This window comes from Priestia sp. ST2 (assembly GCF_055810735.1).
Genome location: NZ_JBVVNT010000006.1, coordinates 1 through 21,160 on the forward strand (window position 1 = coordinate 1; position 21,160 = coordinate 21,160).

Consider the following 21,160-nt stretch of genomic DNA (forward strand, 5'->3'; position numbering starts at 1 on the left):
AATCTTTTTCATCTGATATGCCTAATTGGGCTAACAAGCTTTGTTTAAATAGCTGCTTATACTGTGTTTCTTCACTAGGCTGCTGCATAACTTCTAGTACTTCTTGTTTGTAATCTTCTTGATATCGGTCCTTCTCTTGTGTCTGTTTACGTGCTTGAAACTGATGAGAAAGCTCATTCTCCATGCCTTTCAATTGGTCAGAGGTGAACTGCTTTTCCTTTAAGGCACTTGATTTCAACATCACATAATCGTTTTCTGCATTTACACGGGCTAACATGCTATCAATATCTTGAGGTTTTTCTTTATCATGAGCCTGTAAAAACGTAATATAGCTCGTTTTGAGCTGCGTTTCTCGATCTTTCTCTAAAACAGGGTTCACATCATGACTCTTTAAAAAATCAAGTGTTGCTTCACTTTCATAGGCTTGTTTTTGCCCTCTTTCATCGGTGGAAACAAGCAAAACCTGCGGTTTTTCTTCCCCTAGAGCTGATTTTGTTAAGTAAACAGCTCCAGAAGGGATGTCTTGCAGCTGTTTCTCACTGATATTTGCCCAGCCTGCCTCGATTTTTTCATTTTGTGGGTGCTTCATAAATTTCTTTAATTCTCGTTTATCGGAAACAAGCGTTTTAAATTGGTCATTTGAAAGAGACGTAATTTTTTTCATCATTCTTCCTCCATTTAAGTAGTATTTAAGCAATAAAAAAGAGAGCTCTTTACGCTCCCTTACCTTTCGAGTTCCTGTTCTTCTTTTTTCTTTTTGACGGTGCCTGTACGTTTTTGGAATTGCATGTGACTGCCCACTTCCATACGGTCTTGAAAAGTAAGAGATTGTTCCTGAACTTGACCATTGATGACCCCCTTCTCGTTTTTAGTGATGTTCGAATCAATCTGATGTTCAAGTTTCACGACTTCTTCCTTTGTCATCCATCCATTTTTGATCGCTTGTGTTTTGGTTGAATAGTATTTTTCTTCAGCCGTGACACGATCTAAAATGCTGTCTACATTTTGTGCCGATTCCTGTTGTTGTTTTTGTTTATAATCTTCATATCCTTCTTTCATTTTCTCTTGTACATTTTCAGAAGAAAGAGGATCTGCTTGCTGCTGTTTTTCATCGTTTTTTTCTGGTGACTGATTTTTTTCTCGTTCTTTTACTAAGGTATCTTCGATTGTTTCAATAAAGCCAACTGATGTTTCATGTACTTCTTTTAAAAGCTTAGTTTTATCTTCAAAGGTCTTTCCTTTCGTCCAGTGTGACAGGTATCCTAGAGAATACTCACTCGTATCGATGCCAAAGTAAGAAGAAACGGTGTAAGCTGTCATTTCTGCCTGAAATTCTCTTTCCGCATCCGTATAGTTTGCTCTTGATTCAGTCGTATGCAGCTTGGCATGAGTCATTTCGTGAAGGAGCGTCTTTACATTTTGACGTTCAGAGTTACGAGGATTTAACGCAACCTCCTTTGTTAATGGATAACACGCACCTTTTGCGCTGCCTAGTTCTTCTTTAGGAGCAATGATGGAAATACCATTCTTTTCAGCAATAGCTTCCATTCCTTTATAAAGTGACTTGTAGTCCTCCACATTGCCTTCTAACCAACGATTTGGGAATATCTTAGGTAAATCATTAGCCGTTGCGTTCGTTTGCTGAATATCAAAAACATGGCCGACTGAAAAATACAGTCGGCCTTGAGTGACTTCTTTTTTTCCCTCTTTAATAAGCTTCTTTTCTTGAGGAGTGGCTTTATTAATCGACTTCCATTTCCCTTTTTCATCTTTAAATTTAGGCACCGTTTTGTTTGGCACAAGGATCTTAATCCCCTTTTCACCTTTATTGACAGAGAACCCTTTATCTTTCCAAAACTTAAATGATCCAACAGCTTGAGCACCCCTAAACTGTTTTTGAATCAGAGCCGTGTTCGACATCGAGTATTGATAAAACTTACCCATAAAAGATAAATAGTCTTTTAGTTCTTCGGCAGAATGAAAATGCTGATTTACTTTTTGTTCCATCCCTTTCGTTAACTCTTCAACCTCTTTACGCTTATCTTCGACGGATTTCTTCGCATATGTTTTACTCATCTTCTCCCTCCTCTTTTTGATAGGAGATCCCCTTTAATTCTTCTAATTCTTGTTCGTACCAAGGTTCCTCTAAATCCACAAAAAGTTTCTGAGTTTTGATATTCATTGGCACCAACATATTCTCTTGATGTACGACATATTGGTGAAACTCTTTCGCTTCTTCTGGACTTAAATTCACCTCTACTTCCTTGTCTTGATATTGCACAATGGCATGATCCTCTCCTACAGCTTTAATCGAAGCTAACACTAAATCTTTGTTAAAAAACATGAATGATTCCTCCTTTAATTTTTAAAACTAGTTTTATATAAAACCATCATTAAGATGGTTGTTTCCCTTTAGACTCTTCCCAATCAATTCGTTTTTGACGTTGATTTGCAATACGCTTCTCAACAGCTTCCTTCGCAACCTTTGTGCTATCTAACTCTTGTAAATCGGTTGTCATTAGTCCATCAAAACCGTGATGGAAGAAAAGACCGTTCATATATTCAATTAAAATTTGTGTGTTTTTATCAGCACTATTTGCCCCAAGACGAATCTTTGTTAATTCATCTTTTAAAACCTGATGTAAGTTATTGCTGACCACTTCCGAAATATATTGTAATGACCATTCCTTTTCCTTGGTTTCTTGATACTTTTGGCAAATATCCATAATGGCTTCCCCAGGAAAACGAAAATGATGTTCTTCCATATAAGCTTGAATATATTCATCTGTTTTCGTATCTAATGAAATGGTACGTCGATGTTTCTCCATCATTCATAACCCCTTTCAGCTTCTCGATTATGTTCAATATCTTTTTGCAATTGCTCATAATGTTTTTGGTTCTTCCAACTTTCATATTCTGATTTAAACGCTCGTTCCATCTTTTTTAAAGCAAAATGCATGGAGACATTTCGATTAAAATTCGCAGGACGTTTAGATTGTTTTCGACTTTCTATCATTCTTTTAATCTGTTGCTGCTGCTTATCGTAATCCTTCATTTCTTTTAAAAAAGCATTCCCCATTCGTTTATAGAGATCATCTATTTTTGTTTGCTTATAGTCCTTGTATCGTTTCTCATCAACCTTTCCTTCTCCATACGCTTTCTTTAATTCCTCTACTTCTTTATCTAATTTTCCAAGTAATTGTTGATACTCATGGTTATGATACTTTTCAATGTATTTGTGACTCAGCACATCAATAAATGGCTTCATTGGCTTTAATGTTCGATAGCTATATTGCCACTGCCTTTTATCTTCTGGAAGATGATTATAAATTTGAAGAAACAGTGGTTGAATATCACGATTCTTCCACCTTAACGAAGAATCCTGTTTCTTTTTGCCGACCATATCCTTTCGAATTAAGTCATTTATTTTCTGATGCTGCTCACCTCGATTTAAAATTTGATTCACGACTGTTGACTTCATCGCATCCAATGTTTTAGGTTTCCTTTTTCCTCGCTCACGAGTAGGTTGTGGTTCTACTGTTGCAATATGAATATGAATGTTCCCAGTGTTGTAGTGAATGGCAGCCGACCAAACAGCCGACTCATTTAACCTTTCCCTTTTAAGCATTTCCTTCATGGACTGACGGGTAATGTCCATTAACTTTTTCTCATCCACTGTATGAGTATTAGCGTCATATAAACCATTTTCTTGGAGCCACGGATTATGAAATGTGATGACATCTTGCCACATGATACTGTTATTTTTTTGTGCTGTTTCAAACAATTTTTTTAGTTGTTTTTTTTCTTCTTTATTCAATCGATTGGATTGTTGAGTAAATAAAGAAGACGTTTTATTAGGGTTATCCATATAATCTTGATAAAGGGTAAACAGTTTTTCATTTGCTCCCTGTTCTTTTTTTGCTTCCTCACGATCTACATAATCTACATAATCTTGAAAAGCTTTCTTATCAGACGTGATAAATTTTGTTTTGAGCACGACTCCTGGTATAACAGAGGACGGCTTCATTTTTTGTACCCCTCTACAATGGCAGCCATCAACTTACCATTTTTTGCGATTCTATAATCCTCAACTTCTTTAAAATTTTTCATGGTTGACCTTTGGATACTTTTTTCTGTACAACACAATGCATTTATAATATGACGACGTTCTCTTTCCAAAAGACTATCTATATTTTGAGTAACAGACTTCACCATTCTTTGTATTGAGTCATCATCACGTTTCTGAGCCTCTTTATGCTCTTTACATATTTGAGAAATGGCATCAGCCGGAAAGCGTAAGTGATTTTCTTCCATGTAACTTTTAATATACTGATCTGTTTCAGTGTCAAATGAAATTTTACGTCTTTTCTTCATCATTCTTCATCCTCTCCCATCATTTCTTGAATGAATCCATTAACTGTTTCAATTGCAATTGCACACTTTTCCATCATCTTTATATTTTTATAGATGATATTTTCGAGTTCTGCTTCACGATCTTTTTGTTCTTGAAAAACAGCCAGTGTTTCAACCTGACCTTTTAAGAATTCTTGACGAGAAATCTTTTTTACCTTTGCAATCTCATCTATTTTTTTTACGGCAGTTGGATTAATATCTCGTAAAAGAATATCCATAACATTCGTTCCTTTCCTGTAAATTGTGGTTCCCCACTATAAAAGAGAGAAGAGCATAAGGGTTTTTTGCTATCACACGGGGTGATAGGCTAGGCAGAGCCTAGCAAAACCGTGATATCACGAAAACCTCTAAAGTGTGAACCTGCTGTTGACCTAAACTCTTCTATGTGAACCTACTGTGAACATGAAAAACTAATGATGTGAACCTACTGTGAACCTCAAAAAAACACATGTTGACCTACTGTTGACATGTGTTTTTTCACTTCATGGCTAAATCCTGTTGCTTTTCATTCAACTTTTGGAGCTTTTCTTGTAAACTTTTTTGTTCATCTTCATAGAGCTGAATGCTTTCATCACTCGACTGAATGGCATCCTTTTTCATCGCAATTTTTGATTCCGTATCGGCTTTTTCCTCATTCACTTGGTACTTCATATCACGTTGTAATTCGTTCATTTCTTGTTGCGTTTGGCGCTTATGTTTGGCTTCTACTGTGATTGCTTTTTCATAGTTTTTCATTTTCTTTTTGACAAAATCTTTTTCTAACTCATTAACTAAAAGCGCATATTCTTGTTTGGTTTTTGTTCCTTTTCCTTCTTCACTTTTCGTTTTTCGTTGGTCAGAATAGAGCGTTGTAATTAACGCATGAGTATCTATTTCCTCTGTTGAATCTGTTTCTGAATCACTCGTTACATCATCTACGTTTACCGTTTCTTTTTCTTCATTTTCTTGATATAGATCAAAGGCAAGTGCTTCCCAATTTGGAGATAGATCGCTGATTCTTACCACATAATAGCCATCATCTTCATACAATAACTGAACAGGTAATTTGATGTTTGGATTCGCTTTTTCTTGTGCAACAAAGCTTACTTCTTCTTCATCTGTTTGATTCATTTTGATGACCATATCCAGTGAGCCATTAGCCGGATGATACACACGATTCTCAATGGTTACGGTTCCTGTTATGTTAGAAGAAACTGCCTCATAGGTTTTGGTATGATACAACGGATCTTCTGTTTTTAAGTAGAATTTTGATGTCAGTAAGGATAAAAAACCGATAAAGAAAAAGATTAAAACGGCTGTATACTTCCATGATCGATTGCGATTTAAATTAAACTTGTATTCTTCCAGTTGCTTTTTAAATGCCACTTCTACCACCTCATTTCATCATTTCTGTTTTCAATTCTTCGATACTATAAACCACCCATTTGTTCTCTTCTTTTCGTAGAGACACTTTGATAATGTCATGCGTTTGATCGTCCACATTCTCATCTTTTATGACAAGATGATTCTTAAATTCAGCAATCACTTCGACCTCTTCTTGCCCTCCATCATATTGTTGAACATAAAGCTGTACATCGTTTGGAGTCGAGGTGTAACTATCTCCATATACGAACTTTTCAGAAGGATAAAATTGCTCATAAAGTTCTTTGTCCATGATCGATTTTGCGATCTTTTTTCGTTCCTCAAATCCATCTTTTTCACGATGATAAGACACATCGATGAATTGATGAACCGTATTCAAGTAATCTCGTTTTTGTTGTTCTTGGGCAGAAGGACGAACTTCACTTAGTTGTTTTTTTAACTCTTTATTTTCTTCTTGTAAGCTTTCATTCGTGACTTGAATTTGTTTCGAAGCTGTTGTGTTGGAGATATTGTGGTTCAGGTAAATGTTGAAAATGGTTACGCCCGCCACCACAACGGCAAGCGCTCCAAATAGTAGTGCTGCTTTATTTTTCATCGCCTTTTCTCCTTTTAGAATCGTTTTACTCTTCCATTAAATCGTTCACCAAAATAGGTTCCTTTTGCCATACTTGCGATGGCTACACCTGTTTTTCCTTGGCAGCCTAAAAACTGATTATTGCCAACGTAGATGCCCACGTGGCCGTCTATCTTATAGGTATCAAAAAACACTACATCCCCAGGCTTCATGTCTTTTGGATTGATTGCTTGCCCTTGAGTTTTGAGTGTATCGGTTGTTACGCCCGACATTGGACCAACATTCATTCCTACCTGTTCGAATGCCCATCTGACAAAACTTGAACAATCAAAACGTCCTGCGTTAATATCAGATTGAGAGCGTCCACCACCAAATACATAGCGTGTTTTACCAATCAACGTTTTGCCTGCGTCAATCACTTTCACACCCGATTTACCACCACTTCCTCCACTCGCAGGAGCAGCCGGTTTTCCATCAGCTGTGATCGTTCCTGTATAATATTTCAGCACCGCATCTTTATAAGCTATATCGCCGTAGCACGCCTGATAGGGAACAGCCTCTGGTCGAAGGCAGTGATAGTTTCCTGTGTGTTTGACTTTTTGGTATTGAATTTGCGAAAACTTAATGGCTAATTCCTTGGTATAGTGCCCTCCATTTTTGTTCACGAAGATAATAAATCCTGGCCCGAAATTATAACTTTGTAAACATAATTCTAGATCGTAATGAGCTTTTTCTAGTACACTTTTAAAATGTTTTACGCCTTGGTCAATAGACGCTTCGGGATTCTGAATACATCCAACTCTTCCACATTTAGACTCAGAGGATTGCATTGGATCGTTTCCTCTGCCTCCACTTTCTTGCATCATAAGTGCCATCATAATGGGCACATAAGAAGCATCTAGCCCATGTTTTTGTGCGTACTTTTCAAGCAAGGGTTGATACTTCATGACCTGCGGTGACACATTAGCTGTTCCTACGCCAATGCCCCCACCTTCAATCTCTGTTACCTCACTTTGTTGACTATCTTTTTCAAATTCACCTGTAATCGCTACAATCGTACTCATGATTAAGAGGCCCGATAATCCTAACAGGATCAACGTGCCTCCAATCAAATATTTTTTGGGAATGAGCTGTAAAACGATATGCAAGGCTTATGCACCTCCACCATACAGCACTTTTTCTTCCTCATCGATTTCAATATGAAAGAGAATGTTTTTTACAGACTTAATACAAAGAAGCACATCCCCAATTGGTAGCTTCGGAATTTCAGCCAATTCGCTGTCCGTAATCCCTGTTTTAAACACTCGTTGAATCGTATCTAAGTTGTTATCATCTTGCTGCATAATGAATTTATATTGTGTTAAATCAAAAAGCTTTTTAATTTTTTCAATCGCTGTTTGTTCCGATCCATCTGGCACAAAGTCACTGATTAAATGACTCGCATAAATCAGGCCAGCAAAATATTTTCGTGCTTCTCGACTAAACTCTGTTAGGAAATCTAAGGCATGTTCATTGCCCCTTTTCGTGTTAATAATATGGTGAGCCTCGTCAATGATAATTAAGTAACGAATGGCATCTTCAAAGGCTAATGTCCCTTCTGTATAGGCATCTAGTTGAGGTTCACCATTTTGCAACATGCCATCCCATAATAAACTCATGACGTTGAAAAGCTGTGCCTGTGCAATTTCATCTTTTAATTTTGATAAATGACGGATGGAGAAGAATACCACTTGTTCATCGTTGAAATCTTCAATCGTTGAAATGCCATCAAACAAATGAGCGTACGTTTCAACCAAGTTTTCAATGTTAAGCTCAATAACTTCAAGACGACGTTTCCGATACTCTCCTAGGTTCGAATGGTGTTCTCGTGTTTTCTCATCTGCATATAACTCTTGGCGAATAAGCTGTAAAAACTCACTAAAGGTTGGGTAAGCTTCTGGTGAACGCCCTGTGATGTAGTTAATTGCGCCTTTTTCATCGTTCCATAACTGCTTTTGGATATAGAGTTTACGAAGTAGCTTTTCGTACTCTTTTAACTCATCGTCTTTTGCTTCTGGTGCGATAAAGCGATAGAAAACAGTTAATTTGGATAGATGCTGTGTAAAGCTATTAAGCTCATGTTCATGTGTTTTAAATACCTGTAAGGGATTAATTTGCCCTTCTGATCCATCTAGCGCAATCTGTTTACCTCCTAACTCTCTGACGAGACTTTCAAACTCTCCAACGATATCAAAGCCTCGAATCTTATAGCCTTTAATCGCATTATCTGTCGTGACTTTCTTTAAAAAAGTAGATTTACCTGCGCCCATTAAACCCATCAACACCGCATTATAACTTTTTCGTTGTTGGTCTTTGTGAAACAAATCAAAGATGACGCTGCCACCTGTACGAGTTGTTCCTTGATACGTGCCGTATGGATCATCTAAGTGAGTAAAATGAAAAGGAAACCCTCCGGCTAGTGCTAATGCGGGGATTTCCTTTCCTTTTCGCTTATTAGGGTATTTCTTCTGTATGTCAAAATGTGTCACTAATGATTCCCACTCATACTCTTGTTCATTTAAAAAAATGGATCCTCTGAAGTTATGCGTTTCAAGATGGTGAATGACTTCTTTTAATCGCTTTTCTAAGTCAGGAATCGTTTTTTCCGCAATATAAATGCGAAGGTGTATCCGTTTGATCACTTCACCATTTGTGACTTGACGGTATAGCTCTTTCATATCTAAATACTGTTCTTGGGCATCCATACGATCAATGTTTTCTTTGGCATTTACATGCCGTGCATTTTGTTCTGACATATTTTTATTGATCGCTTCTACGACTTGTTTTCGCTCATCGCTTACTACATCTAGGGTTGTAATGGCATTTGGCATATTCATGATCGGTTCTAGCCAAAAATCATTCACGTTCGTTGGGTACTCATAAATATGAATACAAGTCGAATATCCATCCCCGTTTCGAACAAGGTTTTCTTTAAAGCTCACGCCTCCTTGTGGTTGAATCTGTGCCACAAAATAGGGATTGTATCCTTTTTTCTGCTTGATTTCTTGAGGTGTTTTCTCTTTTTTACGAAAAGGTAAAGTTATCATGGTTTTATCATCCTTTCTTATTGTTTATTACCAAGCTTGGCGTTTTGATTGTAGAGTTTGTAAAGAAGGTTAATTTGTTTTTCATCCGAAACAGGTAACAGAGGGATAGCCAGTTGAATATCTCGCATAAATTGGTCTTTTCGCTCTTTTACAGCGAGTTCAGTCGGTCCATATAGGAAAAGAAAGTATTCTCGATTGGTTCGCCCCCATTCTAAATATTGAAGCTCTTTTAACTTTTTTCGTAAGAATCGAAGTGATAACGCATTGTTGGCCTCTCGAATCTTCTTTTCAAGATACTGTTGTTGTTTTTGTGTGGAAACGGGCAAGTTTAATGAGATGATTTTAAACGGATCTTTGTCGCCCTGGTATGTTTTAGCCAGTGTATAAATATTGCGTCCTGCCTCTTGGTCATGCATGGCATTGATATCTGTACTCTGAAGCTGCCAGATTCCAAAAAAGCCTCCCTCATCTTTTAGCTGAAATAATCCACTATCTGTTTGATCGATAATGGGAATAATATCAGCCACACTTTTTTTCACCTCCGGTAATTTCTCTTTCTTTTTTTCCTTTTCAGCCTTTGGAAGTTGTAACAGAGAAAAAGGATTCTTTTTCTTTGTACGAGCGATCTGTTTATCTAGTTCCTTTTCATCAAAGAGAAGGGAGTCACTTGTCTTTTTTTCTTTTAAAATAGGTTTCTCTTTTTCTAGGATTCTTTCATCAAATAATGCCATCTATTACCCTCCTTTATTCTTGATCCCGATCTATCGCACAATACGTGCTCTTCTTTCGTACCAATGTAAGTAACAGCGCCTCATACATCCGTTTTTTAGGGTTTGTACTTGGTCTAACGATCATCAATAGCCCAAATATGCCCATGAAGATATAAAAGGGAATTTGAAGTGTAGGATGAATAAAAAAACGTAACATCATCGTGACCATAAGTAAGCCAATAATGAACAACAAATCGAAGAGATAAAGTGATTTATTAATCTTTAATTCCGTCGAGATTTCTTTCGGAATGTTATAGTTTTCCATGATTCTTCTCCTCCCTATAAAAAAGAGAAGTAACGCTTGTTACTTCTCTTCTGGTTTATTTCGTTTCTTTGATCCAAGATTTCGTAAATCTCGCCCTGTATTTCGTCCAATTTGATAAGAACGTTTTGTTTTGTGGATTGTTTGCGAATTATCAATCCGTTCTTTTACCTTTCCTACCCCTCCCTTAAAGTTATCTTTTACCACTTGTGCAATATTGCGTGTTTCTATCCGGTTCTGATCTGGCATTGGAATATCGTCTGTTGAAGCAGGAACTGTGTCTTTTTCAATTTGTTGTTTTCCTTGGCGAGGTTCCTGTGTGGCTGCCACTTGTGCTTGGGCTTGATCCATCCCTGTCGGTATGGAAACAGACGGTTCTCTTGTTGGTGTAGGATAACTTACACTTTCTACAGAAGATCCGCCTTCACTTGTACTTCCGCCGTAACCGGAAGTTTGAATTTCTTCATGAACAGGTGTACTCACATTTCCTACAGAAGATCCGCCTTCACTTGTACTTCCACCGTAACCGGAAGTTTGAATTTCTTCATGAACAGGAGTACTCACATTTCCTATAGAAGATCCGCCTTCACTTGTACCTCCACCGTAACCGGAAGTTTGAATTTCACCATGTAGAGGAGTACTCACATTTCCTACAGAAGATCCGCCTTCACTTGTACCTCCACCGTAACCGGAAGTTTGAATTTCACCATGTAGAGGAGTACTTGCCTTTCCTAAAGAAGAGCTGCCTCCATTTGTGTTTCCACTATGACCGGAAGCCTGCATTTCATCATGTAGAGAAGCACTTGCCTTTCCTAAAGAAGAGCTGCCTCCATTTGTACTTCCACTATGACCGGAAGCCTGCATTTCATCATGTAGAGAAGCACTTGCCTTCCCTACAGAGGAGCTGCCTCCATTTGTGTTTCCACTATGACCAGAAGCCTGCATTTCATCATGTAGAGAAGCACTTCCACTTTCTACAGAAGATCCAGTACCTTCACTTGCCCTTTCACTTTGATCAGAAGCTTGCATTTCATCATGAAGTGAAGCACTTCCACCTTCTACAAAAGATCCAGTACCTTCACTTGTGCTTTCACTTTGACCAGAAGCTTGCATTTCATCATGTAGAGAAGCATTCCCACCTTCTACAGAAGATCCAATACCTTCATTTGCCCTTTCACCATAACCAGAGGCTTGCATTTCATCATGTAGAGATGTATTTCCACCTTCTACAGAGGAAGTTGATCCCTGACTATCAGTAGAAACACCTGCTGCTTGCATCTCATCCTGTAAAGAGCTTCCTTGACCTTGACCTGCTCCTTTTCCTTCCGAAGAATTTCCTTCAGTATTTTTGCCCCCTTCTTGCTTTTCAGTAGAAGATAACCCTTGTTGTTGAGCTTTCTGCTCATTTCCTGCGTTTTGACCTTTAGAAGCAACGTTTCCTTTCTCACCTGCCATTCCTGCCTTTTTCATTTCTTCATGTAGAGCTGGCTGTTTTTCTTTATTTCCTTGTGTAGCTAACCCTTTACCAAGACCTCCAACTCCTGCTGCTGTCTGAAGAGCACCACTACCAAGTCCTTTTCCTACATTACCAACACCCTTTGCAAGGTTGGCTCCTCCTTTTGCTGTTCTGCCCATCATGTTGATGCCACTTTCAAGTCCTTTTGCCATCGCAAACCCTCCTGCTAGAGCGCCCCAACCACTTTTTAATCCTGCATCAATCCCAAAGAGACGTTCACACATAATTGGGCCATCTACGACGGCAATACTAAAGGCAATTAATGCGATAAGATACGGAATACCTTCTAACTTATCGCTAATAAAGACCGTTCCCATTAAATAGACCTTCATGGATATAAAGATCATAATCGTTACGAGAAATGTATTTAGGATGTTTTTCAGAACGGCTTTTAACTTCTGTCCATCTGCTACATCGGCAGGCGCAACTAATTGGGCTAAAATCGCATTGAATCCTAGCTCATAACATAGTTTTGCTAACTTAATAGATGTAAATAACAACGTCATCCCTATTACAAAAAGGGAAATGGCAATCGTCCAGAAGTTCCATGACCATCGGTAATAAAGTTCTGGAAAGAAATCAAACCATCCATTATCTAATTCTACTAATCCTTCTTTTCCATTAGGTGCAAGAGCTGCCTTATGTGTAATGATTTTTTTTCCATCATCGGATAGCTTATCTTTCTCACTTACTTTAAAATCCTCATCCATCTTTTCTGTAATATCAATCATCATAATATTCTTTTGAGGAACTTTATTTGGTTCTTTCAATTTGGGACTCTTCCATTTTGTAAGGTCAAATTGTGCGACATCCGTTAGATTACTTTTAATAATCTTTTCACTTACCGTACCTTTTTCATTTAAATCCACAGCTTCAATGGCTTGATCGGTAAATTTATCTGCCTTTAACATGCTTGTGTTCAGTAAAAGCAAGACTGCCATCGAAATAAAAATGTTAATCATGATCTGTTCACGATTGACTTTCTTCTGAATAATCAACATGTAGCCGATATACAGAAAGGAAAAGGCCAGTAACACATATAAAAAGGGTTGAAGCTTTGTAATAAAATCTTGAATGTCAGGTGAATTAAAAAACGATTTAACGCCTAATACACTGTCTGTAATCCCTTCTAGTCCATCCACTAGAAATGAAAGAACTTGAATACATCCCCAACCCAATTTCCGTAATAAATAAGTGAGGATATTTCCTACATCTAAGTACTCTGAGAACTCATGTAGCTTTTTAAGAATTTCTTCATCCTTCATCTGCTCATCTCCTTACGAGGGTATTACATGCCTTGAAATAACGTATCAACCGTTATTTCTAATCGTTCATCCAGAGGAGAAACACGAATTTGTACAGGTGCTTCTCCTTCCTGTCCTTTTTCCAAGTGTATAGTGCCATCTAGTAAGCCAATTAGCACTTGATGTCCTTCCTTCACAATCGGTGCATAGTCCTCTAAAATACGCTCTAATTCCTTTGAAATACTTGTCATTCTTTCTCCCCCTTTTGATAGTAAGCTTCTTGTTCTTCCATCTCATGTTGCAACTTCTTAATGATGGTATTTATTTTTGTTTGAAGAAGTTGGTGGACATTTTTACTTAGTTGGTCACTAACTCCTAGCATATTTAATTCCTCTTCAAAATCACTCATGGACTGTTGCTCAATCTCTTCCACCGTTTTATTCATTGCTTTTGGTAAGTGTACTTTTAAAGCAGTAGAAACGTTCTTATCCCCACCAAAAAACTCTTTGACCGTCTTAGTTTTGTAGTTCTCATACGTTAGAGAAGTAAACGGATCGTCGGTTAGTTCCTCTTCCATTTCCACTGATGGAGGTTGTGATTGAAAAGGAAAGAAATTATGAATGACCAAGGATCGTGGATTAACTTGTTCATGTAAAGACGAAATATCAATATCTAGAATCGAACGATCCGTATCAAAGTCCTCTCCGAGGTATTCCCAACGGTATTTCAAGGCTGTTTTTCCAGTGTTATAGATCGGATGTGCTTTAATTCTCTGACGTGCTTTATCTTGACGTTTTACCACACGCACAACCACACTTTCTCCTTCTTGCAATTCCATTAATTCATTGGGTGTTAATAAAGGCTTTCCATCTACTCCCTCTGTTTTACTTTTATCCGTTGATAATGCTTTCCCACTTCGAGAGGTAGAATTGATGGTACCGTCCCCTAATTTTTGTGAAATGGTCTTCGCTGTTTCGTAGTTATTGCTTAAAATATAAATCGTATTCCCACAGTTTCCTTCAATCGTTTCAGCATCATTTCCATATTTATTTTTTAGTTGTGCATAGGCTTGAATCACTAAGTTAAAACGTATATTTCGTCCTAAACAAACCGTGATAATGTTGGACATTCCCTCAATTGCCGGCATGTTGCCAAATTCGTCTAACAAAAACACTACTTCTCGATGACACTTGTTTCCTTTTGCTAATGAAGCATTTTTGGCGAGTATATAATACAACTGACGAACAAAAATAGAGGCAATAACGTGATTACTAGAATCATAATCTGGTGTGACCATGAAAATAGCGATTGGTTTTGTAAAACACGTCACTTCCTTTACATGAATACTTGGATGTTGCTTGTTCACTGTAAACGTCGTAGCTCCTGTTTCCTTCGTGATCCTATTAATGGATACAACCGTTTCAAGCCTCGATGAAGTAACAATTTTATCACTGAACTTTTCCGTTAATATAATTTCATCATTCTGCTTGACTTCACTTGTAAAGTTGACTTCAAATAACCCTTTGGCATCCGTTTTAATCGTTTCTGTTTGACCATCTGGGAAGATGATTTCTAAGCGAGTAAGAGGTGCTGCCTTTCCCTTGATTGTTTTTCCAAAGCCCACACGCTTCAAATCGACGCTGTTTTTAGAGGTCATCTTGGCGATTTCATCAAACGTAAAAATAGATAATCCATTCATCGTTTGGGTGAAGATTCCTCCTCTTGTCGTACCCTTTGAGAAATTTGAAGTCGCATACTGCATTTTGGCGACACTCTCTGTTGGCAGCCCATTAAAGTACAAGTCTAACGCATTTTGGGTATCTCCTTTTTTATTAATTACAACCTCTTTCGAGCCTAACTCTGACAACATATTCGCCACCGTGTACATCGTGATTTTATTTTCTTCCTTTTCCTTAATACACTTATCTGTTACAGCTAGAATCATGGCGTTACATAAACTCATGGCACATTGTTGCCAGAATGGATCTTTGGCATTTGGATTGTAATAAAGCGTATACGATAGCGTGTTACATAACGCTTGAGCTGTTGAATAATCACCATCTTTATACGTTTCTTTTATCATTTCTAACAGATTATAACTCATCGATTCTAATGGATTGAGTAAGTTTAAAACTTCAACATGATAGCCTCTTTCCTCTAACGTGTTTTTAGAAGCAGCAAGCAACTCCCCCTTGGGATCGTTGCAGACTAGGGAAGGCTGTTTTTCAGCTCGTGAGTAGATATCAATCGTTGGAAAAACAAAGGTTTCCCCTTTTCCTGATCGTGTAATACCAATGATTAAATTATTAACGGGTGTGTCATCAATCAGCATGTAATTTTTCTTTGTAAAGAATCGATAGGTGTGGAGAAGCTTCTGTATTCTCTTTAAAGCTTTGTACTCTTTCCATGTTTGAATCAGGTCATACGTTTGGATACGAGAAACAGGAACCCCACCTCCACCTTGATAGGTTGTCGTTTTTTCAGGTACTTTTCGATATTGCTTTTTTAGTTCACTTCTTGTTGTAAAGCGTCCCGACCCTTTCTGATTGTGGTTTAAATCTTTAAAGTTAGATCGAATGTTGTAAGCGAATTTTGCCGTTAATAAGGTAGCGACTAGACACATCGCTCCATATAAAGGCGAGTACTGTTGAAGATGAATCTCTGTCAAAAAAGATGTGTCCAAATGAAAAGGCTGCGGTTCAAATACATCGCTAAACGTTGTTTGAACAAGGTTTAGCATCATGTTAAAAAGAAAGTTCAAGATGAGAAGAATAGACACAAAAAAACAAGCACTTAAAGGAATAAGTACTTGTTTTTCAGCGACCACATATTTGATGGATTTATTAGGTTGCATTTCTCATTCCCTCCTGGTCAATTTCTTCAGAAGTAGGAATGACATAATAGGCACTCGATGAAAGAGAAAAGAAGGTTTGATCTCTTGCCTCATACTTATACTGAAGGTAACGAAAAGCCGTGTTAATGTTCCATTGTACCTCTTTCATATCCTCTTCTGTCACCATATAGGCTTCATTACAAACTAAGTCGTCTTTTTCTTGTTGAGTGAGCTTGGAGATATCAAGAGGAGGCATAGTTGGTTTCGTGCATAATCGAAACTTGAACGCATATTTCAGAAAATCGTCTGTAAGAGTGATTGAATCAGCATTTTTAAAGATAATGACAATCTGATTTTCTAAAAGAATGACATTATGAACACTGTTCGCAATGCGTTGGGCATGAAGTTGAGTCGTATGAAAGCTGCCTAATTCAATTTCGAGGAATAAATCTTCTTCATAGTACTCAACCCCTACGACAAAGGCTTGCTTCTGTTTTTTTACTTTTGTTTGTATATACATCCTATCCACCCTTTCTTATAAATTCTTTAAAGCTTCTTCTTGTTTCTTCTGCTGATCCGTTAACGACTTAATTTTATTTTCATCTTTTTTGTCCTTCTTGTTCTCTTCCTCCACTTGTTTTTTCGTTTCTTCTATCTCCTTTTTCGTTTTTTCATAGGTTTCTATTTTTTGATTCAAGTCTTGGCTTTGAATATGTGCTGCTTCTTCTTTGGCCTCCTTTACTTTATCTAGCTTCAGATATCCATAAGCCTTCATTTCATATCGTTTATCAGTCATTTCTACTCCTGATTGGCTCATCATATCTTCCCAACGTTGTTCGTGATAGGCAAGATCAAAAGCTCCATTTGGCGAAGGAAACGTTTGTTGAAACTCTTTTAACGTATTAACATCTCCCTTCTTTGAAATCATGCTTTCCACTACTTCTGGATGGTCTCCCTGAAGTTTAACAGCCTTCTCATACTTTTTTTGATCGACGAGAAGGCTCATATAAACGTTTTTCTGTTCTTTTGTAAGGCTTTGTTCATCAATAGAAGAAAGCCTTTTTAAAGCCCCTTGTGAATCCCCTAAGAGCGCCCTTTCATATGTTCCTGTTATTTTTTGTTCGAGTTTGACTTGTTTTTGTAAATCTTGAATGGTTTCAGCTCGATCTTGAGAAGTAGCTACCGTCGAAAAACACGTTGCTGAAAGGATAAGAAGGGATAAAATCCCTCCCCCATAGATCAACCTTCGATTACGAGTAGAAATAACAGGTGTTTGAGTCGTTTGCATATGATTTTCTGTTTCTTCCTCTAAAGAAAAAGAACCATCTGTTGTTTTCAGATGGTCCGGTACTTCCTTTTCCAATTGTTCAAGAAAGCTTCTCTTTCGAGCTTCTTGTATATCATCCATTTTTAAACTGCCTAACTTTTTCTTGATATGATCGACTACATGACGAGCAAGACCTGATCCAATGGATAATGTCCCTGCATATACCTCATGATCCTCTTCATCGAGGATAAAAAAATCAGCATAAGCCTTTTTTCTAGTACGTTGATACTGTGTTTCTAATGTTTCTGTTATCTCGCAAGCATCTGAAATTGATAACTTTTGAAATGGCTTTAACTCTCTTGTCTCACTTTTTATAAACATGACAGACAGCATGTTTCTCCATTCCTTTCGTCTAAAAATGAGCATAGAAAAAAGCTATACAATCGACTGTATAGCTTTCTTAACTTCCGAATCGGATATTTGTATTGACACCTTCAGCTAATGCATAAGCACCCATCACAACTACTAAACCAACTGCGCCCCCAACAAACCATGCGATACATTTATGGCGACCTCGTTCTCCACCTAAGATTAAGTGATACCCACCTACACAAAAAGCAAGAGCTGCCGCCACCATCGCAATACGCTGCATCCATTTGATAATAGACTTTCCACTTTCAATTAATCCCGACATTCCATCGGCTGCACCTAACGTTAAATGAGAGGTTAGCTGCGTCATATCTACGCTATTCAATAAATCTAACATGTGTTTCACTCCTCTTTTTCGTTAATTTTGTGTTACTGGAATACTTGTTGGTCTTACAGGAACTTGTTCAGCTACTTTTGGTTCGCTTTTCTCCTCCTCTTCTTCTTGACCTGTAAAAGCACTTAATGCTTGAAGAATTAAATCTTGATTTTCCTCAATGAATTGTTGATGTTGTTGATGTAGCCAGTCATTGTATTTGTTTCCATTTACTTTTAGCAACTTTTCCACAAGGTCTTTGGACTTCTTTAATTCCTTTTGGGAGATCGTCAAGATACCACCACCTTTCAAAGCTTACCTCTTATTCTTCGAAATACAGTTCTTTCGATGTTTCAATAAAATGAGAAAGTTCTGCCTCTAACTGCGATGGATCATAGTCACTTAATTTAATTTGTTGTTTTAATTCTCCATCCTTATAGGCAGCTAAAGTTTCCGCATTCTGTGTCAATCCATAATCTGTTTGGTTTTTTGAACCATCATATTGAGGATCGTTACTATCTAGTTCCTTTCCGTCTACCTCTTGTTCTTTTAAGGCTTTTTCTACCTCATTCATGTAAATATCGCGTTTACTTTCCTCAAAGGAATACATCACAAATCCTGTGCCATCTTCTTTCATAAATTTTTTCATTTCTAGTGGATGTAATTCTTCTAGTTCACCATTTCCTTTCACTTCACTTGAATTGTAGGAAGAGACAAACGCTGTGCCTATTCCAAGAGCCACAACGATTCCTGCAACCGCAGAAAGTAACCATTTTTTGTTTTTCATAACCATTCTCCTTTGTTCTTAATATTCAGACATAACAAGCGATTCTGAAACCTACCGAGAGTCATATTTTACCATAGGTTTAGCGATCATCTCTGTCTTTTCAAGGCTATGAAAGGAAATATATACCCGTTTCTGGCTGGAAGGGCAAACCCTATATTGGCATGCATAGTTTTCACTAAGCCCAATAATGCACAACGTTTTCGGCATGTACGAAGAACCTCGTGTATCTACTGTTTGGAGAGTTGTCGCTTCTTCGGAGTTACCCTCACGTCATCACTCTTTACAGATCATGGATACACCGTCACTGTTTTGGTGCTAGATCACCGATGAGTTTTAGGACGCACTCATCGAACCTTTTCGTTATCGTATACCTTAACCCCCTTGTGATCCGTTTAGGGGAGGCACGCAATATAAAATTGTCAAGGTACCACTTCTCGTGCTCTCGGCACGTTTCAAAATCGCTTGTATGCTGCATCTAAGAACTAGCAGGTCTTTTGTAAAACTTCCTTCAATTCTTCATCTTTTTTTCTTCGCTTGGCGACGATGGTATGAGCCTGATCCATCACTGAGCGTACTTCATAATAAATATCAGCTACACGTTTGATATCGCCCGTTTCTTTTTCTACAGCTACCCCTCCTTTTAACGTATACAACTTTCCATCAAAGGTTTTGGCACTTTTCGCTCGTGCATCTGATATATCATAGAATGCTAGTCGCTTTTCTGCTTCCATATTCATCGCCCCTCGTTAAGTATTCTAAAACTTAGTTCATATCCTTATGACTTGGTAAGAAAATATCTTCTAATCTAAGATCTAATGCCTCTGCGATTTTCTTCATATTTTCAAACGTCGGATATTGACGAGTCCCATTTTCAATTTGAGAAATAGTGGGTTGCGGGACTCCCGACAGTTGAGCTAGATAGGTTTGACTCCACTTTTTCTCCAACCTCTTTTCTTTTATGGTCTTTATTTCCAGCACCTCCTTAATTACATTGTATTCATTTTCGTATATTTTGTAAATAGTTTTTTAACCGAATTCGTATATTTTTTCTAAATTTGTTTAATTTGTTGATTTCACATTACTTTCAGTCTTTGATAAAATTAAAAGAAAACTTTAAAGAGAGTAGATCATATGAATGAATTAAAGAAGTATATAGGTACAAAAATAAAAGATTATCGAAAAGAACTTAAAATAAGTTCTGTCGAGTTAGGAAAGCTCTCTAATACATCTCAAACCACAATTAGTGGGATCGAGCGTGGAGACAGATTTGCTTCTTTTGAAGTAATGATAAAGATTTGTGAGGTTTTAGGAATTACTTTATACGATGTACTTCCTTCAGAAATTACTAAGAATTTAGATTTAAACGTCCTTGATCGTAATGATGAAAGAATTAATATCATACTAAGTACTATGGCACCAGAAGATATTGAAATAGCAGAGAACCTTTTACTTAATCACATGTCGTTCTTGAAAGACTTCAATAATCTAACTCCTGAAGCGAAAGAATACTTAACAAAATTCATTCATTCAATATCAGATAAATAACCCTTAAATATATGTTATAAGAATTTATTCATTTGCAGGAGGGGAAACTTTTTTCCCCTCCTCAAATATCAAAAAAATGTGCTATAATTAAAAGTTAGTTTATTTTCCGAATTTAATTTCATCAAAAAAAGGGACCTTAGTATCAATACTAAGATCCCTTTTAAGCATTTAGTTTCCGTCTCCATGACCGAGAGTGTTTTTTTATAGTATCTATAGTTTTATATAGATGTTCAGCAATGTCCCTTTTTTTATAACCTTTCTTTTCAAGGTTATATACCTCCCTTTCAGAAGATGTAAGACTACGCAATTTCTTTTCTTCTCTCATTTTACCCAATAGAGCTCCAGCAGCATCTGAGTGGATTTGATTCCTACCTTCAACTGCTTCACGTATAGCCAAGATAATATCATAAATACTACTCTTATTTATATAATTAACTGCTCCTGATTCAAAGGATTCAACAATAACATCTTGCTCATTAATTGAAGTAAGTGCGATTGCTTTGATCTTTTGCTTACTCAATATTTCAATAATCTCAATTCCATCAAGATTAGCTGCCGTTAGATTGATATCCATAAGAACTATATCAATCTGACTTTCATTTTCTACAATTTCTAGAACTTTCTCTTTAGAATCAACAATCTTTATAACCTCAATATCATCTGCTTCTTTTTCAATATACATGGATATATTTTTTTGCCAAAAAGGATCATCTTCTACTAGAATTACTTTTATATTTTTATCTTTCATGTAGATTTACC

The 21,160-nt window shown here is 37.2% G+C and carries 24 protein-coding genes and 1 pseudogene; 1 reads left to right on the forward strand and 24 read right to left on the reverse strand.

What is annotated here, in order from left to right; translation table 11 throughout:
- The 23 genes and pseudogenes from AC0KUU_RS23260 to AC0KUU_RS23370 form a co-directional block, all read right to left on the reverse strand.
- On the reverse strand, window positions 1–664 hold a 664-nt coding region (locus tag AC0KUU_RS23260), incomplete at its 3' end, for a hypothetical protein (protein ID WP_473453119.1).
- 377 nt (window positions 665–1,041) lie between these two features.
- A pseudogene (locus AC0KUU_RS23265) lies at window positions 1,042–2,076 on the reverse strand (ArdC-like ssDNA-binding domain-containing protein); the annotation flags it as partial.
- Window positions 2,069–2,344, reverse strand: a complete 276-nt coding sequence (locus AC0KUU_RS23270) for a hypothetical protein (protein ID WP_078990613.1) — start codon at window positions 2,342–2,344, stop codon at window positions 2,069–2,071. The gene AC0KUU_RS23270 and the pseudogene AC0KUU_RS23265, both read right to left, overlap by 8 nt.
- A 49-nt stretch (window positions 2,345–2,393) precedes the next feature.
- Window positions 2,394–2,828: a hypothetical protein gene (locus tag AC0KUU_RS23275; protein WP_074682816.1), complete on the reverse strand. Its 435-nt coding sequence runs from the start codon at window positions 2,826–2,828 to the stop codon at window positions 2,394–2,396.
- Window positions 2,828–4,027, reverse strand: coding sequence for a MobP2 family relaxase (mobP2, locus tag AC0KUU_RS23280; protein WP_473453121.1), 1,200 nt, complete (start codon window positions 4,025–4,027; stop codon window positions 2,828–2,830). Before mobP2 ends, AC0KUU_RS23275 begins: the two co-directional genes overlap by 1 nt.
- Window positions 4,024–4,377: a hypothetical protein gene (locus AC0KUU_RS23285; RefSeq protein WP_473453123.1), complete on the reverse strand. Its 354-nt coding sequence runs from the start codon at window positions 4,375–4,377 to the stop codon at window positions 4,024–4,026. Before AC0KUU_RS23285 ends, mobP2 begins: the two co-directional genes overlap by 4 nt.
- On the reverse strand, window positions 4,374–4,631 hold the full coding sequence (locus AC0KUU_RS23290) for a hypothetical protein (protein ID WP_473453125.1): 258 nt from the start codon (window positions 4,629–4,631) through the stop codon (window positions 4,374–4,376). The genes AC0KUU_RS23285 and AC0KUU_RS23290 overlap by 4 nt, the downstream gene beginning before the upstream one ends.
- Before the next feature lie 259 nt (window positions 4,632–4,890).
- Entirely contained in the window at window positions 4,891–5,778 is an 888-nt protein-coding gene (locus AC0KUU_RS23295; protein ID WP_473453126.1) for a hypothetical protein, read from the reverse strand.
- A gap of 10 nt (window positions 5,779–5,788) precedes the next feature.
- A complete protein-coding gene (locus AC0KUU_RS23300; RefSeq protein WP_473453128.1) occupies window positions 5,789–6,370 on the reverse strand; it encodes a MerR family transcriptional regulator in 582 nt (193 codons plus the stop codon).
- Window positions 6,371–6,384: 14 nt separating this feature from the next.
- On the reverse strand, window positions 6,385–7,497 hold the full coding sequence (locus tag AC0KUU_RS23305) for a bifunctional lytic transglycosylase/C40 family peptidase (protein ID WP_473453130.1): 1,113 nt from the start codon (window positions 7,495–7,497) through the stop codon (window positions 6,385–6,387).
- Window positions 7,498–7,500: 3 nt separating this feature from the next.
- On the reverse strand, window positions 7,501–9,435 hold the full coding sequence (locus tag AC0KUU_RS23310; protein WP_473453132.1) for a VirB4 family type IV secretion system protein: 1,935 nt from the start codon (window positions 9,433–9,435) through the stop codon (window positions 7,501–7,503).
- Between the two features lie 17 nt (window positions 9,436–9,452).
- Window positions 9,453–10,166 (reverse strand): hypothetical protein, encoded by a 714-nt coding sequence (locus AC0KUU_RS23315; protein ID WP_473453134.1) that lies wholly within the window; start codon window positions 10,164–10,166, stop codon window positions 9,453–9,455.
- 13 nt (window positions 10,167–10,179) lie between these two features.
- Entirely contained in the window at window positions 10,180–10,470 is a 291-nt protein-coding gene (locus tag AC0KUU_RS23320) for a DUF5592 family protein (protein WP_029325361.1), read from the reverse strand.
- Between the two features lie 39 nt (window positions 10,471–10,509).
- Window positions 10,510–13,248 (reverse strand): pLS20_p028 family conjugation system transmembrane protein, encoded by a 2,739-nt coding sequence (locus AC0KUU_RS23325; RefSeq protein WP_473453136.1) that lies wholly within the window; start codon window positions 13,246–13,248, stop codon window positions 10,510–10,512.
- Between the two features lie 23 nt (window positions 13,249–13,271).
- Entirely contained in the window at window positions 13,272–13,478 is a 207-nt protein-coding gene (locus AC0KUU_RS23330) for a hypothetical protein (protein WP_029325363.1), read from the reverse strand.
- On the reverse strand, window positions 13,475–16,081 hold the full coding sequence (locus tag AC0KUU_RS23335; protein WP_473453139.1) for a VirD4-like conjugal transfer protein, CD1115 family: 2,607 nt from the start codon (window positions 16,079–16,081) through the stop codon (window positions 13,475–13,477). The genes AC0KUU_RS23330 and AC0KUU_RS23335 overlap by 4 nt, the downstream gene beginning before the upstream one ends.
- Window positions 16,071–16,580 (reverse strand): hypothetical protein, encoded by a 510-nt coding sequence (locus AC0KUU_RS23340; RefSeq protein WP_473453141.1) that lies wholly within the window; start codon window positions 16,578–16,580, stop codon window positions 16,071–16,073. Before AC0KUU_RS23340 ends, AC0KUU_RS23335 begins: the two co-directional genes overlap by 11 nt.
- Before the next feature lie 15 nt (window positions 16,581–16,595).
- Window positions 16,596–17,720 (reverse strand): hypothetical protein, encoded by a 1,125-nt coding sequence (locus tag AC0KUU_RS23345; RefSeq protein ID WP_473453143.1) that lies wholly within the window; start codon window positions 17,718–17,720, stop codon window positions 16,596–16,598.
- A gap of 67 nt (window positions 17,721–17,787) precedes the next feature.
- The gene (locus AC0KUU_RS23350) at window positions 17,788–18,093 is read right to left on the reverse strand and encodes a hypothetical protein (RefSeq protein ID WP_371400020.1); all 306 of its coding nucleotides are present in this window, start codon (window positions 18,091–18,093) and stop codon (window positions 17,788–17,790) included.
- 21 nt (window positions 18,094–18,114) lie between these two features.
- Complete coding sequence (locus AC0KUU_RS23355) at window positions 18,115–18,363, reverse strand: hypothetical protein (protein WP_205663111.1); 249 nt, start codon at window positions 18,361–18,363, stop codon at window positions 18,115–18,117.
- Window positions 18,364–18,391: 28 nt separating this feature from the next.
- Window positions 18,392–18,856 carry a hypothetical protein gene (locus tag AC0KUU_RS23360; RefSeq protein ID WP_456224592.1) on the reverse strand — a complete coding sequence of 155 codons (465 nt, stop codon included), beginning with the start codon at window positions 18,854–18,856 and terminating at the stop codon, window positions 18,392–18,394.
- 482 nt (window positions 18,857–19,338) lie between these two features.
- The gene (locus AC0KUU_RS23365) at window positions 19,339–19,587 is read right to left on the reverse strand and encodes a hypothetical protein (RefSeq protein WP_473453146.1); all 249 of its coding nucleotides are present in this window, start codon (window positions 19,585–19,587) and stop codon (window positions 19,339–19,341) included.
- 31 nt (window positions 19,588–19,618) lie between these two features.
- Window positions 19,619–19,834, reverse strand: a complete 216-nt coding sequence (locus tag AC0KUU_RS23370; RefSeq protein WP_078990654.1) for a helix-turn-helix transcriptional regulator — start codon at window positions 19,832–19,834, stop codon at window positions 19,619–19,621.
- Window positions 19,835–19,987: 153 nt separating this feature from the next.
- Between AC0KUU_RS23370 and AC0KUU_RS23375 the strand changes: the two genes are divergently transcribed.
- Window positions 19,988–20,401: a helix-turn-helix domain-containing protein gene (locus tag AC0KUU_RS23375; RefSeq protein ID WP_165576189.1), complete on the forward strand. Its 414-nt coding sequence runs from the start codon at window positions 19,988–19,990 to the stop codon at window positions 20,399–20,401.
- Between the two features lie 160 nt (window positions 20,402–20,561).
- Here the strand turns inward: AC0KUU_RS23375 and AC0KUU_RS23380 are convergent, their stop codons facing one another.
- Window positions 20,562–21,149 carry a response regulator transcription factor gene (locus AC0KUU_RS23380; RefSeq protein WP_074682393.1) on the reverse strand — a complete coding sequence of 196 codons (588 nt, stop codon included), beginning with the start codon at window positions 21,147–21,149 and terminating at the stop codon, window positions 20,562–20,564.
- Window positions 21,150–21,160: the final 11 nt, after the last annotated feature.

Coding starts and splice junctions, on each gene's coding strand:
- AC0KUU_RS23275 (WP_074682816.1), bottom strand. CDS start 2,828: ATGGAGAAACATCGACGTACCATTTCATTAGATACGAAAACAGATGAA.
- AC0KUU_RS23285 (WP_473453123.1), bottom strand. CDS start 4,377: ATGATGAAGAAAAGACGTAAAATTTCATTTGACACTGAAACAGATCAG.
- AC0KUU_RS23320 (WP_029325361.1), bottom strand. CDS start 10,470: ATGGAAAACTATAACATTCCGAAAGAAATCTCGACGGAATTAAAGATT.
- AC0KUU_RS23365 (WP_473453146.1), bottom strand. CDS start 19,587: ATGGAAGCAGAAAAGCGACTAGCATTCTATGATATATCAGATGCACGA.
- AC0KUU_RS23330 (WP_029325363.1), bottom strand. CDS start 13,478: ATGACAAGTATTTCAAAGGAATTAGAGCGTATTTTAGAGGACTATGCA.
- AC0KUU_RS23345 (WP_473453143.1), bottom strand. CDS start 17,720: ATGCTGTCTGTCATGTTTATAAAAAGTGAGACAAGAGAGTTAAAGCCA.
- AC0KUU_RS23310 (WP_473453132.1), bottom strand. CDS start 9,435: ATGATAACTTTACCTTTTCGTAAAAAAGAGAAAACACCTCAAGAAATC.
- AC0KUU_RS23380 (WP_074682393.1), bottom strand. CDS start 21,149: ATGAAAGATAAAAATATAAAAGTAATTCTAGTAGAAGATGATCCTTTT.
- AC0KUU_RS23335 (WP_473453139.1), bottom strand. CDS start 16,081: ATGCAACCTAATAAATCCATCAAATATGTGGTCGCTGAAAAACAAGTA.
- AC0KUU_RS23375 (WP_165576189.1), top strand. CDS start 19,988: ATGAATGAATTAAAGAAGTATATAGGTACAAAAATAAAAGATTATCGA.
- AC0KUU_RS23300 (WP_473453128.1), bottom strand. CDS start 6,370: ATGAAAAATAAAGCAGCACTACTATTTGGAGCGCTTGCCGTTGTGGTG.
- AC0KUU_RS23270 (WP_078990613.1), bottom strand. CDS start 2,344: ATGTTTTTTAACAAAGATTTAGTGTTAGCTTCGATTAAAGCTGTAGGA.
- AC0KUU_RS23315 (WP_473453134.1), bottom strand. CDS start 10,166: ATGGCATTATTTGATGAAAGAATCCTAGAAAAAGAGAAACCTATTTTA.
- AC0KUU_RS23350 (WP_371400020.1), bottom strand. CDS start 18,093: ATGTTAGATTTATTGAATAGCGTAGATATGACGCAGCTAACCTCTCAT.
- AC0KUU_RS23290 (WP_473453125.1), bottom strand. CDS start 4,631: ATGGATATTCTTTTACGAGATATTAATCCAACTGCCGTAAAAAAAATA.
- mobP2 (WP_473453121.1), bottom strand. CDS start 4,027: ATGAAGCCGTCCTCTGTTATACCAGGAGTCGTGCTCAAAACAAAATTT.
- AC0KUU_RS23360 (WP_456224592.1), bottom strand. CDS start 18,856: ATGAAAAACAAAAAATGGTTACTTTCTGCGGTTGCAGGAATCGTTGTG.
- AC0KUU_RS23340 (WP_473453141.1), bottom strand. CDS start 16,580: ATGTATATACAAACAAAAGTAAAAAAACAGAAGCAAGCCTTTGTCGTA.
- AC0KUU_RS23325 (WP_473453136.1), bottom strand. CDS start 13,248: ATGAAGGATGAAGAAATTCTTAAAAAGCTACATGAGTTCTCAGAGTAC.